At 32.8% G+C, this 15374-nt stretch carries 14 protein-coding genes; 8 read left to right on the forward strand and 6 right to left on the reverse strand.

Features of this window, described 5'->3' with window-relative positions:
* Nucleotides 1-2: 2 nt before the first annotated feature.
* On the reverse strand, nt 3-1100 hold the full coding sequence (locus ACM55M_RS07040) for a glycosyltransferase (protein ID WP_416856865.1): 1098 nt from the start codon (nt 1098-1100) through the stop codon (nt 3-5).
* 52 nt (nt 1101-1152) lie between these two features.
* Here ACM55M_RS07040 and ACM55M_RS07045 point away from each other — a divergent pair, with 52 nt between their 5' ends.
* Nucleotides 1153-2052, forward strand: a complete 900-nt coding sequence (locus ACM55M_RS07045) for a glycosyltransferase (RefSeq protein WP_416856866.1) — start codon at nt 1153-1155, stop codon at nt 2050-2052.
* 1 nt (nt 2053) lies between these two features.
* Here ACM55M_RS07045 and ACM55M_RS07050 read toward each other — a convergent pair whose 3' ends face one another.
* From ACM55M_RS07050 to ACM55M_RS07070, 5 genes are read right to left on the reverse strand one after another with little or no spacing between them, the layout of a single operon-like run.
* Nucleotides 2054-2809, reverse strand: a complete 756-nt coding sequence (locus tag ACM55M_RS07050; RefSeq protein WP_416856867.1) for an acyltransferase — start codon at nt 2807-2809, stop codon at nt 2054-2056.
* Nucleotides 2802-4289 (reverse strand): oligosaccharide flippase family protein, encoded by a 1488-nt coding sequence (locus ACM55M_RS07055; RefSeq protein WP_416856868.1) that lies wholly within the window; start codon nt 4287-4289, stop codon nt 2802-2804. The genes ACM55M_RS07050 and ACM55M_RS07055 overlap by 8 nt, the downstream gene beginning before the upstream one ends.
* Entirely contained in the window at nt 4289-5401 is a 1113-nt protein-coding gene (locus tag ACM55M_RS07060; protein WP_416856869.1) for a DegT/DnrJ/EryC1/StrS family aminotransferase, read from the reverse strand. The genes ACM55M_RS07055 and ACM55M_RS07060 overlap by 1 nt, the downstream gene beginning before the upstream one ends.
* Complete coding sequence (locus ACM55M_RS07065) at nt 5398-6348, reverse strand: FemAB family protein (protein WP_416856870.1); 951 nt, start codon at nt 6346-6348, stop codon at nt 5398-5400. The genes ACM55M_RS07060 and ACM55M_RS07065 overlap by 4 nt, the downstream gene beginning before the upstream one ends.
* 35 nt (nt 6349-6383) lie before the next feature.
* Complete coding sequence (locus ACM55M_RS07070) at nt 6384-6986, reverse strand: trimeric intracellular cation channel family protein (RefSeq protein WP_039109995.1); 603 nt, start codon at nt 6984-6986, stop codon at nt 6384-6386.
* A 149-nt stretch (nt 6987-7135) separates the two neighbouring features.
* Between ACM55M_RS07070 and ACM55M_RS07075 the strand changes: the two genes are divergently transcribed.
* The 7 genes from ACM55M_RS07075 to ACM55M_RS07105 all read left to right on the forward strand — a co-directional run bounded on the left by ACM55M_RS07075 (nt 7136) and on the right by ACM55M_RS07105 (nt 15293).
* Entirely contained in the window at nt 7136-7921 is a 786-nt protein-coding gene (locus tag ACM55M_RS07075; RefSeq protein WP_416856871.1) for a TrmH family RNA methyltransferase, read from the forward strand.
* 62 nt (nt 7922-7983) lie between these two features.
* A complete protein-coding gene (locus tag ACM55M_RS07080) occupies nt 7984-9534 on the forward strand; it encodes a serine hydrolase (protein ID WP_416856872.1) in 1551 nt (516 codons plus the stop codon).
* Between the two features lie 97 nt (nt 9535-9631).
* A complete protein-coding gene (locus ACM55M_RS07085) occupies nt 9632-11854 on the forward strand; it encodes a RelA/SpoT family protein (RefSeq protein WP_416856873.1) in 2223 nt (740 codons plus the stop codon).
* A gap of 120 nt (nt 11855-11974) precedes the next feature.
* Nucleotides 11975-12430 (forward strand): Fur family transcriptional regulator, encoded by a 456-nt coding sequence (locus ACM55M_RS07090; protein WP_035670620.1) that lies wholly within the window; start codon nt 11975-11977, stop codon nt 12428-12430.
* A gap of 60 nt (nt 12431-12490) precedes the next feature.
* The gene (locus ACM55M_RS07095; protein WP_416856874.1) at nt 12491-13762 is read left to right on the forward strand and encodes an adenylosuccinate synthase; all 1272 of its coding nucleotides are present in this window, start codon (nt 12491-12493) and stop codon (nt 13760-13762) included.
* Between the two features lie 61 nt (nt 13763-13823).
* Complete coding sequence (nudK, locus tag ACM55M_RS07100) at nt 13824-14405, forward strand: GDP-mannose pyrophosphatase NudK (protein ID WP_416856875.1); 582 nt, start codon at nt 13824-13826, stop codon at nt 14403-14405.
* Nucleotides 14406-14411: 6 nt separating this feature from the next.
* Nucleotides 14412-15293: a DMT family transporter gene (locus tag ACM55M_RS07105; RefSeq protein WP_416856876.1), complete on the forward strand. Its 882-nt coding sequence runs from the start codon at nt 14412-14414 to the stop codon at nt 15291-15293.
* The last annotated feature ends 81 nt before the right edge of the window (nt 15294-15374 follow it).

A 15374-nucleotide genomic window follows, 5' to 3' on the forward strand; every position in this document is an offset into this window, starting at 1 on the left:
TGTTATAAACTAATTTTCATCAAATCCAACCATTGTTTTCCAATAGTCGAAATGGAAAAAGACTGCACGCTTTGTGGTGCATTTTGTTTGCAATATCGATATAAATTCCCATCTTCTACAAATAAATTCATGGCTTCAGTAAGTTTTTCAACATTCTGATTTTCGACTAGCAATCCATTTTCTTGATGCTGAATCATTTCACTGGGTCCTGACAAACAATCGAACGCAACAATTGGAGTTCCACAAGCCAGTGATTCTAAAATAACATTGGGCAAACCTTCATTTAAACTACTCAAAACGAAAAAATTCGCTTTTTTTAAATACTTAAACGGGTTATTTTGATATCCTAAAAAATGTACTTTATCATCAATATTTTTCTCTTTGGCTAACTTTTGAAGTATCAATTTTCTTTCTCCTTCGCCCAATAAAACCAAATGAATGTTATTTTTTGGCAAGATAGATTTCGAATACGCTTCTATCAATTTATCGAATTGTTTGATGTTTGTTTCCATTTGGCCTACGCCAATAATATAATCATAAGGAAGTTCATTTAACTCCTTACTTTTTTCTACAATAGCATCAATATCGATTGGATTGTAAATTCTGGCAACGTTTTTAAGTTGGTGTTTTCTTTCGATTAACACCTTGGATTCATCAGTGATGCTCACCATTTTATAACAATCTCCATACATCATGCGGGTAAGAAAAGACCAATTAGGCATATAATGATCGATTAAATAACTATGAACCATGAAAATAGATTTCGTTTTATAGAGCCATTTTGCTATTATCAATTCCTGAATGGGTTTTATTCTAAAACGGAAGTCAATGATAAAATCAAAATTATTTTCGTCGAGATATTTTTTAAGAAACACCAACCGATTCCATTTATTAAAAAGTCCGTTGAAAGTATTTTTCATTTTACCCAAATTGACTAATTTCCCTGAATAGGAATAGGAAACCTCATCGAGAACAATAATATTGTGAATTTCTATTCCTTTTTTTTCAAAAAACTGAGACAAGACAGCCATAACTTTTTCGGCTCCACCATGACTTAATCGATAACCAATTAAAGCAATTTTAATTTTTTTGTTAGGCAAAATCATTATCGATTTGTTATTTTCGTATCAAATATAACTCTTTTAAAAAAATATGCAAGACAATCCATTGGTTACCATTATTTGCTTGTGTTACAATCAGGAAAAGTATCTCTTGGAGAGTTTGTTTTCTGTAATTAATCAAGATTATCCGTCTGTAGAGCTCATCATTATTGATGATTGCAGTACTGACAATTCTAGATCAGTAATTAAAAAATGGCTTGGTAATTATCCCGAAATTCTATTTATTGCAAATAAAACTAATTTAGGAAGTACAAAATCTTTCAATAAAGCACTAAAAAAAGCCAAAGGAGAATATATCATTGACTTGGCTGCAGATGATGTTTTACTACCCAATTGTATTACTTCTCAAATAAATGCTTTCAAAAACACAGCTTACAAAAATCTGGGAATTGTATATGGAAATGTTGAATTAATAACTGAAAAAGGCAAATTTGAATCTTATTATTTTCCTGTTGATAGTTTTCAAAAAGTAATTACCCCGAGAACAACAGGTGATATTTATACATCCGTTCTTTCAGGTGGAGATAGCATTTGTTCCGTTTCGGCGATGATAAAAAAAACTGTTTTTGATCATTTAGATGGCTATGATGAAACGTTAGTTTACGAAGATTTGGATTTTTGGATTCGTACTTCCCGAATTTATGATTTTGATTTTATAGACGAAATCCTAATGCAAAAAAGAATTGTCGCTACTTCTTTAGGAACCGATTTTTTCAAAAAAAATGATTCGCGAGCCAGAAAAATTAATCATTCTACGTATTTGATAGTAAAAAAAGCAATTGCACTCAATAAAACAAAAGAAGAAAATAAAGCCCTATTAAAACGAATTCATTTTGAGATGATTTTGGCTTATAAAACATCCAATATCACCTTAATATTAAAGTATCTTTTGCTGGAAGTTAAGTTGAGAATTCATTTAGTGACTTCATAAACTAGACGATTAAATAAGCATCTAACGAATCTTTTTCCCCTTCCCAATCTCGGGAAATAGAATCTTTTATAAATTTTGCCGGAATACCGCCAATTAAAATATTCGAACCAAAGGAAATATAATCGGTATTACACAAACTATTGGAAGCAACGGTGCAATAATCCGGAGTTTTAGTATTCTGCATCATAGAAACTCTACTGCCTACATAATTATAATTCCCAATCACGATTGGAGCTGTCATTTTAAACTTTTCTTCCGTAATTGTATTCATCATGGGATGAAAATTAGTATCAATAATTTGACATTCAGATCCAAAACGAGCATAATTACCTAATACAATACTTTCAATGCAGATCAATTTAGCATAAGACCCCAAAGATGACATGTGACCAAATTCACAATAACCATTCTCACCGATATAGATAAAATAATCTTTACCAAATTGAACATGTCCTTTGAATACTATTTTTCCCAAAATATTAATTTCGGCAATCCCCTTATGGAGCGTATTCAGTTCATAAGGCTGTCCAAAACCAATCATTCCTTTTTTAATTTTTCCTTCAATTTCTATTTTACCGGCTATTGAGGCAAATTTTACATTTCCATAAAAAAATACAGGTAGTTTTTTGGCGGTACTGAAAGGAAATTTTTTAAAATTAAAATATATAGTTTTAGTCCAATTTACAGCATAATACAACTGAAACTTTTGATAACCTGATTTTGCTTTTCTATAATTATTTTTTAAAATTTCAATCATTCCGCTTTTTAATTATAGCATTAAACAAACCTTTCAGTTCTATTTTTTTATTCATTTGAAATAAAACAAAAACTATTGAAAGCACTGCCATTGATGACATTAAACTATATTTTATAATCGGATTTGGAATATATCGAAATAAAAAAGTAGTCATGCACATCAAAAAGCAAATACCATAAATATTATAAAAATGGGAGTCAAAATAAAAACCATATCTTTTTTTAGTAATTATTTTTAATCCAAAAAAATGAATCAAATAAAAGACAAAAAAACTAATTCCAAGTCCTTCTAATCCATAAAAATGATACCCTAAAACATTTAAAATTAATGAAATAAGGTTAAAACCAAAAGCCGTTTTGATAAACATTTTTGAATCTCCTTTGGCAATCAAAACATACCCCATCGACCAAGAAACTGCCCTGAATAACATGCCTAATATCCCAAAACAAACCATCGGAATAATCGAAATGAATTTTGGCGTGTAAATAATTTTTACAATAAGTGGAATCAACGTTAAAAATAGAATTATTATAGGTGTTATAATCAATATTGAGATGAAAGATTGCTGAACCACACTTATTCTGACTTTTTCGTTTTCATTACTTATTGAAGCTAATCTTGGAAAATAATCGGTACTCATTGCTGTAAAAATTATTCCAACATAAGAATTCAACAACGTAAAACCAGCGTTATAAAATCCCACTTGTTCTAAACCTCCTTGTTTCCCAACATAAATTTGAATTAAATAGGTTGAAAGTAAAGTAAACAAACCACTTAATGTCAAAAGAATTCCCAGTTTAATTATACTTTTCCCTTCAGTAGTCAACTGCTCGTTGGAAATGATAATTTTTTTCAATTTTATCTTTTTCGAATAAAAAAAGGAAAATAATAATGACGAAAGTGAAGCAACTATGATTGTGGGAACTATAGCGTCAATTCGGTAATAATAATACAGTGGAATTGAGAATAGCAATCCAAATAAATTTCCGTAAAAATTGGCTTTCGCTAAAAGTCTCATTCTCCTTAAACCTTGTAAAACCACAAATTCCCCGATCATTAATTGTCTGAACAACAGCGTAATTGAAATAAAAACAAACGAAAATACATGGCTTGAATTCCCAAAAGTTAACTGACTCAACCAACTGGAAAGAAAAACAGTAGCAAGACATCCTAAAATCCCCGTTAAGAATGCCAGCCTTTTTACTATCGCTACAATAGTTGCTATACTATTTAAATCATCATTTTTATAATTGCTCGAAACATGTTTAATCCCACTAGATTCAATTCCTAAACTCGTAATCCCACCTACAACATTTATAGCTGAATTCAATAAAGTAACAATTCCCATTCCAGCCGGACCAATGAAAATAGCAATTAATTTGGCACGAATTATAGAAATAAAAACAGTAAAAAATTGTACTCCGCCAAAAAGCGAAGTAGTTTTAACAATTTGATAATATGCTGCTTTACTATCAGGCACTATTGATACTTGTTTAAAATTGAAATAATGAAATCCACTTCATCCATTGTCAAAATGGGACTTATAGGTAAACTCAATACTTCGTCATGAATTTTTTGGGTAATCGGAAAAGACAAATGGTTCCATAATAATAAAGCCTTTTGATTGTGTGGTGGAATTGGATAATGGATAAACGTTTCTATTCCATTTTGATGTAAATATTCCTGTAAATCAAGTCTGTTTGGTGTTCGAATCACAAACAAATGAAAGACATGATTAGATTGCTTCGTTCCTCGCAATGAAACTGTTGGAAGAATTATTTTATCATTATTAATTTCAGATAAATAGCGTTTGGCAATTACTCTTCGCTTTTCATTTTCAGTGTCTAAATTGGGTAATTTTACATTTAGGAAAGCAGCTTGCAATTCGTCTAACCTTGAATTTATCCCAATATAATCATTGTAATATTTCGTTTCTGAACCGTAATTTCTAAGTGACCGAATGGTTTTTGCTAATTCCGAATCATTTGTAGTTACTGCACCACCATCACCTAATGCTCCCAAATTTTTCCCGGGATAAAAACTATACGCTACACTTGATTTTTGATTTTTGATTTTTGATTGATTTTTGATTGCACCATGAGCCTGAGCCGCATCCTCAATAACCAGTAAATCATTTGCAACAGTAATTTCATTTATCTTGTCCATTTCAGCCAATTGTCCATAAAGATGAACTACTAAAATTGCTTTTGTTTTTGAGGTGATTTTTTCTGAAATTAAATCGGGATTGATGTTGTAGGTTTCTAGCTTTGGCTCGACCAAAACAGGAATTAAATCTGCTTGTAAAATAGCTAGAATACTGGCAATATACGTGTTTGCAGGAACAATAACTTCATCTCCTTTTTGTAATTTCCCAAGCTGAATGTAACCTTTAAAAATCAAAACTAAAGCATCAAACCCATTTCCTGTTCCAACACAATAGTCTGTCCCGCAATAGTTGGCAAAATTGGTTTCAAATGCTTTGACTTCATTCCCTAAAATATACCAACCCGCTTCTAAAACTGTTTTCAATTTTTCTTGAAAAGCGGTTTCATAAGGCTCGTTTATTTTTTTCAAATCGAGAAATGGTATCATATAAGATTCATTTTATAAAAATCCTGACTATAAACAGAGCAGCCTAATTCTTCTTTTTGTTTCAAAAGTCCTGTGTGATACCCTTTTTCATTGTCATCATTAACGATACCCATATCAAAAAAAAGCTTCCCTTCTCTCTTGTATTTTCGTATTAAATTGATAAATAAAAAATCCAATGCGCGCAACTCCTCCCCTTTTTTAGTTGTGGCTCCATATTGCGATTTCACAACAGTTTCAGTTTCGAATAGTGTAATGCCTGCAATAATAACACCTTCATAATACACTGAAAATTGTTTGATATTATTAGGGAAATTTTCTTTTAGTTCAGTTATTTCTTGTAGCGTATGTACTGGTTTGGCATCATATTTCTCCAATAGTCTTGGCGCTAAAACCAATTCCCAAAATGGTTCAAATTGATATTCTTCCACCAGTTCTAAATCGAGTTCTTCAATTTTCCTGAAATGCTTTAATTTACTTTTTGAAATCGTCAATGGCATTGCTAAATAGATGGCTAAATTCATCTCTTTTTTATCCAAAAACGCTCCTTTTTTAAGCATGAAAAAATCCATTTCAGCGTTGCCTTTTGAAGAATAGAATAAAGGAATTGGTTTAAAATAAAAAGATTGTATCCCATTTCCTTTAAAAAAAGACAAAAGGGAATCCAAAATATTTTCTACTTTTTCTCCATTTATTTTAGGGGAATAAACCAATCCACCATAAGTTAATCCTTGATGGGAATAAACTATTGCTCCAACTTTATTTGCTGGTAGAACAGCTACTAGTTTTTCGTTCTCAAAAATCATCAACGAGAAATCCTGAAATCGATCCTTATGATATTCCATAAAATCACGATGAAATAAGAAAGTAGCATTTTTGGCTTGACCGATAAAGGCATTCCAATTTTCATAATCACTTTCCTGATATTGTTTAACGGAATAATTTTTCACCCTTTGGTTTTAGACTTCGTGAAATTAAGCATTTTTTATTTATGTTCTAAAGTAGGCAAATACCATTTGTATTTCACGGCCATCAAGCGAACTGAAATGATAACTAAAGAAGTGGTTAAGTATAAAACATCATTATCCAAATTCAATTTTCGAAGGAGAAAAAAAACAATTCCACCTAAAATACAAATCGTGGCATAAATTTCTTTTCTGAAAATAACAGGAATTTCAGTACACAAAATATCGCGAATAACGCCTCCAAAACAGGCCGTCATAGTTCCTAATGCAATACATATAACGGGATGAAGTCCAATATTTATTCCTTTTTCAAGTCCAATTAAAGTAAAAACACCCAATCCAATCGTGTCAAATAAAAATAAAGAAGTACGTAAACGATCGAATTTTTTTCTAAAAATGATGGCTAAAACAAAGCCCATGATTATTACATAAACATACTTTAAGTCCAGCATCCATCCCACCGGCGTTCTGCCAATCATGATATCCCGCAACGTTCCTCCACCCACAGCGGTTACAAAAGCAATGATAAAAACGCCAAAAGGATCCAGCTTTTTATTCATGGCCGTCAATGCGCCAGACATGGCAAAAGCCATTGTACCGATAATATCTAATAGATGAAACACTTATAATTTAGGATTTAGATTTTTACAAATTTAAAGAAAATACTCCTTAATAGCTGCAATAAGCGTGTTTTCTAATACAGCAGTTATTGCATTTTAGAATTTAAAAAAAGGTAGTAACTTAGCACCTTAGTAACCAAGCGACTTTTCCATTGAAACAAATTTCTTCCGTACAAAATCCATTTATAAAATCTTTAGTGTTATTGCAAGAAAAAGCAAAAGCACGCAAACAATCCGGAACATTCTTAATTGAAGGAAAACGTGAAATTTCGATTGCCATAAAAGGTGGTTACGAAATGGAAACACTATTGTTTTTACCTGAAATTTGTTCGGAAACTGAAGCTCGTCAATTATCCAAAAGTGCTGACTTAATAGAAATCAACAAAGAAGTTTATCAAAAACTGGCGTATCGTGATACTACCGAAGGTATTTTGGCTGTAGCCAAAACCAAATCGTTACAATTATCCGATTTAAAATTATCTAAAAACCCATTGATTTTAGTTGCTGAAGCTCCTGAAAAACCAGGAAATATTGGTGCTATATTACGCACTGCCGATGCTGCAAATCTGGATGCCGTGATTATTGCCAACCCAAAAAGTGATTTATACAATCCAAATATTGTGCGTTCCAGCGTAGGTTGCTTGTTTACCAACCAAATTGCTACAGGAACAACATCAGAAATTATTGCTTTTTTGAAAGAAAGAAAAATCAATTTTTATTGTGCGACTTTGCAAAATTCGACTTCCTATCATACACAAGATTATACTACGCCTACCGCTTTGGTTGTGGGTACGGAAGCAACAGGTTTGACAGAAGAATGGCGAAAAGAAGCGACCCAAAATATTATAATTCCAATGCAAGGCGAAATAGATTCCATGAATGTTTCGGTTGCCGCAGCGATTTTAATTTTTGAAGCCAAAAGACAAAGAGGGTTTTAGATTTAAGATTGCAGAATTTAGATTACAGGTTACAGATTTAAAAAAAAGAAAATATAAATAATATGAAAAATAAATTATTCGTTGCAATAACGTTAATCGCAACTACACTTTCTTTCGCACAAATCAGTTCCTCTCAAGTCGATGAATTAGTGGAACGTTCGTTAAAAACATTCAACGTTCCAGGCATTGCAGTCGCCATTGTAAAAGACGGTAAAATAATTCACGCCAAAGGATATGGAGTAAAATCAATTTTGACAAACGAAAAAGTAGATGCAAATACGCTTTTTGGAATTGCGTCCAATAGTAAGGCGTTTACAAGCGCTGCTCTGGCAATGCTTGTTGATGAAGGGAAAGTAAAATGGGACGATAAAGTCAGCAAATACCTTCCTAATTTCAGAATGTATAATGACTATGTAACCAATGAATTTACGATTCGGGATTTATTGACACACCGCAGTGGATTGGGTCTTGGCGCAGGCGATTTAATGATTTGGCCTGACGGAAGTAATTTCACAGCGCAAGATATCATTCAAAATTTACAATATTTAAAACCAGTTTCAGCTTTTAGAACTAAGTATGATTATGATAACTTATTATACATTGTTGCAGGCGAAGTTGTTGCTAAAGTAAGTGGTCAAAGTTGGTGTGATTTCATAGAAGAACGCATCATGAAACCTTTAGAAATGTACCATAGCGCAGCCTCCTTTTTACGATTGAAAGACAGTACCAATATAATTGTTCCTCATGTTCCTATTGACGGAAAACTTAAAGTAATCAAGCGTTACCAAAACCAACTTTTTGATGCGGCTGCCGGAATTTATTCCAGTGTAAATGATTTGAGCAAATGGGTTATTATGCAAATGAATAATGGAAAATATGGCTCGGAGAACAAGCAGTTATTTTCAGAAAAAGAGCACAATGAAATGTGGCAGTTACAAACCATAATACCAGTAACTACAAAACCTCCATATAATACTCATTTTAGCGGTTATGGGCTGGGTTGGTTTCTAAGTGACATAAAGGGATACAAACAAGCTAGTCATACGGGCGGATTAGAGGGAATTGTCACCCAAGTAACATTACTTCCGGAACTAAATTTAGGAATTATTGTTTTAACAAATCAGCAATCAGGAGCAGCTTTTACCGCTATTACAAATACTATAAAAGACAGTTATTTAGGAATAAAATCAGACGATTATATCACAATTTACAGCAACCGATTAAAATCGAATGTAGCAACTGCCGACAAAGTTACTGATGAAGTTTGGACAACTGTAGCAAAAAACAAAAAAGACAAAATCAAAATAGACTTCAATACTTTTACGGGGATTTACAATGACAAATGGTTTGGAGATATTACACTTTCGCAAAAAAAAGGAAAATTATATTTTGCATCAAAACGTTCTCCACAACTTTCAGGAGAAGTTTTTTTCTACAAAGAAAATAATTTTGTGGTAAAATGGAATAATGCCTATTTTCATGCCGATGCGCATTTGTTTTTCGAATGTGACGCAACTGGAAAAGCAGTGATTATAAAAATGAAGCCAATTTCTGAATTGACTGATTTTAGTTATGATTTTCAAGATTTGGATTTCAAAAGGGTACAAGAATAATCTTATTGATTAAATTTCAGTTTTTATACCCAGAAACCCTTTTTACTTGCATATCTCCTAAGTAATTTCTATTTTTAGAGAATTGAACCATGCCGTTATGATAGAAATAGATACAGAAAAAGAAAATAAAGCAATTGCTCAAGAATACAAAGAGCTACTTCGAATAAGTTATCAAACCTTAACTGATGAAGATAAAAAACTGATCCGAAAAGCTTTTGACGTTGCAGTAGATGCCCATAAAGATCAACGAAGAAAATCAGGCGAAGCCTATATTTTCCATCCCATTGCTGTTGCAAAAATTGTTGCTTCAGAAATAGGTTTGGGAGCTACGTCAATTGCTGCTGCATTATTGCACGATGTAGTTGAAGACACGCTAATGACCGTGCAAGATATTGAACGATTATTTAATCCTAAAGTAGCACAACTAGTTGAAGGATTGACAAAAATTTCAATGGTACAAAAGGATCTAAATGCATCAATACAAGCAGAGAACTTCCGTAAAATGATTTTGACACTCAATGATGATGTGCGAGTAATTCTTATAAAATTAGCCGATCGTTTGCACAATATGCAAACAATGGATTCGATGCAAGAAGACAAACAAACCAAAATTGCGTCAGAAACTTTATACATATATGCTCCACTTGCTCATCGATTGGGTTTATACAATATTAAAACAAAACTCGAAGATTTAGGATTAAAATATACAGAACCTGTTATTTACAATGAAATTGTAAGCAAAATAAAAGAGACCAAAGAAGAACAAGATGCCTACATAAAAGACATTTCAGATGTGCTAAAAACAGCATTGGATGCTGAAGGAATCGATTATATAATAAAAGGTCGCCCAAAATCAATTTACTCCATTCGCAGGAAAATGAAAGCGCAAAACGTAAGCTTCGATGAAGTTTATGATAAGTTTGCGCTTCGTATTGTATACAAATCAACTCCGCACGAAGAAAAATTTCTTGCTTGGAAAATCTATTCCATAGTAACCGATTACTACAGACCGAGCCCCAGTCGTTTACGCGATTGGATTTCTTCCCCTAAATCTACTGGTTATGAAGCCCTGCACATCACCGTTATGGGACCAAAAGGTCGCTGGGTAGAAGTTCAGGTACGTAGTGAGCGCATGGATGAAATTGCTGAAAAAGGCTACGCAGCACATTACAAATATAAAAATGGAGCTACTGAAGAAAATGAACTCGATGCATGGCTGAATTTATTAAAAGAAGCATTAGAAAGTTCAGAAACCAACGCGGTGGATTTTGTGGAAGATTTCAAAATGAATTTATATTCTAAAGAAATCTTTGTATTTACTCCAAAAGGAGAAATAAAATCATTGCCAAAAGGAGCCACTTCTCTTGACTTTGCCTTCAGTATCCACTCCGAAATAGGAATTCGTACCCGAGGAACGCGTGTCAATGGGAAATTAGTTCCTTTGAACTTCGAATTAAAAAGCGGAGATCAAATTGAAGTTATCACCTCTCAACATCAGAAACCAACAGCTAACTGGCTTGATTATGTTACGACTTCGAGAGCAAAAACGAAAATTAAAAACGTTCTAAACGAAAACACCAAGAAAATTGGTGAAGAAGGAAAAGAACTGCTTACCCGAAAATTAAAGCATTTAAAAATAACGTTAAACGAATCCGTTGTTAACGAGTTAGTCAATTTTTTCAAATTAAAAACAAGTTTAGACTTATTTTACAGAGTTGGAATTGGCGCCATAGAGAATCAGCAACTCAAGGATTATGCAGCTCAAAAAAGCAACACTTTTATTAATTTTTTCAAAAATAAAATAAAACGTTCCACAAGCAGCACAGCCGATGAAGACATTCATAGACCAATAATAAGCAGTAATTACGATTTGCTTGTTTTTGGGAAAGAACATGACAAACTGGATTACAAATTATCTCCGTGTTGCAACCCGATTCCAGGTGATGACGTATTTGGTTTTGTAACCATCAATGAAGGAATAAAAGTACACAAAAAAGATTGTCCAAACGCTATTGGGATGCAATCGAATTACGCTTATCGAATTATGACAGCCAAATGGATTGACTCTTCACAAGAAGAATTTAAAGCCATAATAAACATAACCGGGATGGATGTCTTAGGACTGACGAACCAGTTAACAAAGGTAATTTCAAACAATATGCATGTAAATATTCAGAGTATTTCTTTGAGTACAGATGCAGGAATTTTTCATGGTCAAGTGGCAGTAATTGTTCAAAATAATACGATTTTGAAGAAAATGATCAACAACATCAAAAAAATTGACGGAATTGATAAGGTAACAAGAGTATATAAAACTTAGAAAAGTTTCAAAAAAAATTATTTCAAGTTAGCGGTTTTTCCACTTAAAACTAAAAAAACTTGAAACTAAACAAAGCTGAAACTTTAAACTTTAAACTAAAAAATTTATCTTTGCCCACATATGACACTCATTTCCACAGATAACACCAAAAACCAAGAAATTGTAAAAAATGTTTTTACAATGTATCTTGAAAAAAAAGGACATCGCAAAACACCTGAGCGTTATGCTATTCTTCAGGAAATATACGATAGCGAAGAACATTTTGATGTAGAGAATCTTTATATCAAAATGAAAAACAAGAACTATCGTGTCAGTAGAGCAACCCTTTACAATACTATTGAATTGCTATTGGATTGTGCTTTGGTTCGTAAACATCAATTTGGACAAAATCAGGCACATTACGAAAAATCGTACTTTGACAAACAGCACGATCATATTATTATGACAGATACTGGCGAAGTAATTGAGTTTTGTGATCCAAGAATCCAAAGTATTAAAAAGACTATCGAAGAAATATTCGACATAGAAATTACCAATCATTCCTTGTATTTATACGGAATAAAAAAACAAAAATAGTACAGACAGCATCTAGTTGTCTTTTGAATATAAAAACTAACTACAAATAAAACACATAGAATGACCGCAGATTTATTACTAGGATTACAATGGGGAGATGAAGGAAAAGGAAAAATTGTTGATGTTCTTACTTCAAATTATGATATTATTGCTCGTTTTCAAGGTGGACCAAATGCAGGACACACTTTGGAATTTGACGGAATAAAACATGTTCTTAGAACTATTCCTTCTGGTATCTTTCATAAAACTGCCATAAACATTATTGGAAATGGAGTTGTAATAGATCCTGTAGTTTTTCAAAAAGAAATTGAAGGTCTTGAGAAATTTAATTTAGACATCAAAAGCAAATTAATCATTTCAAGAAAAGCGCATTTAATTTTGCCAACACACCGTTTATTAGACGCAGCTTCTGAAGCTTCTAAAGGGAAAGCAAAAATTGGTTCTACATTGAAAGGAATTGGCCCAACTTATATGGACAAAACCGGAAGAAACGGTCTTCGTGTAGGTGATATTGAATTAGAAGATTTTGCAGATCGTTACAGAGCTTTGGCTGACAAGCATGAAGCCATGATTGAATTCTACGATGTTGCTATCCAATACAACTTAGAAGAATTAGAAAAAGAATTCTTTGAAGCAATCGAAGAAATAAAAAAACTCGACTTTATTGATAGTGAGGAATATTTACACCAAGCTCAAAAAGCGGGTAAATCAATATTATGTGAAGGAGCTCAAGGTTCCTTATTAGATGTTGATTTTGGAACTTATCCATTTGTGACTTCATCAAATACAACTGCAGCTGGTGCCTGTACTGGTTTAGGAATTGCTCCAAACAAAATAAAAGAAGTATACGGAATTTTCAAAGCGTATGTAACACGTGTAGGAAGTGGTCCGTTTCCAACGGAACTTTTTGACGAAGATGGTGCAACTATGGCACGTGTAGGAAATGAATTTGGATCCGTTACAGGAAGACAAAGACGTTGTGGATGGTTAGATTTAGTGGCGCTTAAATACGCTATTCAAATTAATGGTGTAACACAACTGATGATGATGAAAGGGGATGTACTTTCAGGATTTGAAACTTTAAAAGTATGTACGGAATACAACTATAAAGGCAAAAACATCTCTCACTTTCCTTATAATATCGAACCGGAAAATGTAACTCCAGTTTACCAAGATTTCAAAGGATGGCAAGCTGATTTGACAGGTATGACAACGTATGATGAATTACCAATCGAATTAAAAGAATACATTGAATTTATTGAAAAAGAAGTTGAAGTTCCTATCAAAATTGTTTCTGTAGGACCAGATAGAAAGCAAACTATTCTTAAATAAGATTACTTAACGCTCTGAAAATTCAGAGCGTTTTTTTTAGTTCACAAACCAATCCCAAAGAATGAAAAATCCAGCTATTAAAATACAAAAAACCGAATTACTTTCTGATAATTGGTATATTTTAAACAAAGTAACTTTTGATTATCAAAAAAAAGACGACTCTTGGATTACCCAAAAAAGAGAAGTTTATGACCGAGGAAATGGTGCTGCCATTTTACTATACAACACACAACAAAAAACTGTTATACTAACCCGACAATTTCGATTGCCTACTTATCTTAACGGAAATCAAACAGGAATGATGATTGAGGTTTGCGCAGGACTTTTGGACGAAGACCATCCGGAGCAATGTATCATTCGAGAAACCGAAGAAGAAACAGGATACCGCATTACTAAAGTTGACAAAATAATGGAAACGTATATGTCGCCGGGAGCAGTAACTGAAATTTTATATTTATTCGTTGGAGAATACGATGAATCCATGAAAGTCAGTGACGGTGGCGGAGTTGAACATGAAGAGGAAAATATAGATGTCTTAGAAATGACCTATGACGAAGCTTACGCTATGATTGAATCTGGGGAAATAAAAGATGCCAAAACGATCATGTTGTTACAATACGCAAAAATAAAAAATCTCGTTTAATTAACGATGAACAATCAAACTAAAGGAGCGTTTTTCGCTTTGTTAGCCACTTTACTTTGGTCCGTAAATATGGTAATCGCCAGCGGTATTAAAGGTCACATTCCTCCTATTGGATTGGCTTTTTGGCGCTGGACAATCGCTTGTATTGTTTTGGCTCCATTTGCAATTAAAAGTACCGTTGAAAGTTTTAGCATTATAAAGAAACACATACGGTATCTCATGGGTACAGCGGTTTTAGGCATCACTATTTTTAATACACTGATTTACTTTGCAGGAAAAACAACAAGCGCTGTCAATTTATCATTAATAGCCATTTCGATTCCGTTGTTCATTGTGGTACTCTCCAGAATTATTTTTAAAGAGAAAGTGTCCACCATAAAAATAGTTGGAATTATAACCATAATTACAGGAGTTCTTGTTCTTATCACCAAAGGATCTCTAGAAGCGTTGCTGCATATCAACTTTACAATTGGGGATTTGTTGATGCTAGTGGCCTGCTTCTTTTTTGCCTATTACACGATACTAGTTCGACAAAAACCAGAGGAGTTAACCTCAAAAGTATTTTTATTTAGCGTCTTTGTGATTGGCACAGTTTTCCTTTTGCCTTTTTATATTTGGGAACATTTATATTATAAAAAAGTAATTTTTGATACTAAAACAGTATTGGCAACTACTTATGTAGGCATCTTTGCTTCACTTGTTTCCTATTATTTGTGGAACGAAGCGATACGGTTGATTGGCACGTCAAAAACAGCATTGATTTACTATTTAATTCCGGTCTTCAGTGGAATTTTAGCGTATTTTTTTCTGGGTCAGGCTATTGCAATTACTCAAATTATAAGCATGGGAATCATTATTACCGGTTTATTGATAACCAATAGGAAGTAACCTTTTTAGTCTCTTTTATAAAAATAAAAAGTGCAATGAACGTATTTCATTGCACTTTTTTTATGCTAAAGTCTTATCCGA

The organism is Flavobacterium galactosi (assembly GCF_048158585.1).
Lineage (GTDB): Bacteria > Bacteroidota > Bacteroidia > Flavobacteriales > Flavobacteriaceae > Flavobacterium > Flavobacterium galactosi.

Coding starts and splice junctions, on each gene's coding strand:
- ACM55M_RS07045 (WP_416856866.1), top strand. CDS start 1,153: ATGCAAGACAATCCATTGGTTACCATTATTTGCTTGTGTTACAATCAG.
- ACM55M_RS07050 (WP_416856867.1), bottom strand. CDS start 2,809: ATGATTGAAATTTTAAAAAATAATTATAGAAAAGCAAAATCAGGTTAT.
- ACM55M_RS07060 (WP_416856869.1), bottom strand. CDS start 5,401: ATGATACCATTTCTCGATTTGAAAAAAATAAACGAGCCTTATGAAACC.
- ACM55M_RS07080 (WP_416856872.1), top strand. CDS start 7,984: ATGAAAAATAAATTATTCGTTGCAATAACGTTAATCGCAACTACACTT.
- ACM55M_RS07085 (WP_416856873.1), top strand. CDS start 9,632: ATGATAGAAATAGATACAGAAAAAGAAAATAAAGCAATTGCTCAAGAA.
- ACM55M_RS07090 (WP_035670620.1), top strand. CDS start 11,975: ATGACACTCATTTCCACAGATAACACCAAAAACCAAGAAATTGTAAAA.
- ACM55M_RS07095 (WP_416856874.1), top strand. CDS start 12,491: ATGACCGCAGATTTATTACTAGGATTACAATGGGGAGATGAAGGAAAA.
- nudK (WP_416856875.1), top strand. CDS start 13,824: ATGAAAAATCCAGCTATTAAAATACAAAAAACCGAATTACTTTCTGAT.
- ACM55M_RS07105 (WP_416856876.1), top strand. CDS start 14,412: ATGAACAATCAAACTAAAGGAGCGTTTTTCGCTTTGTTAGCCACTTTA.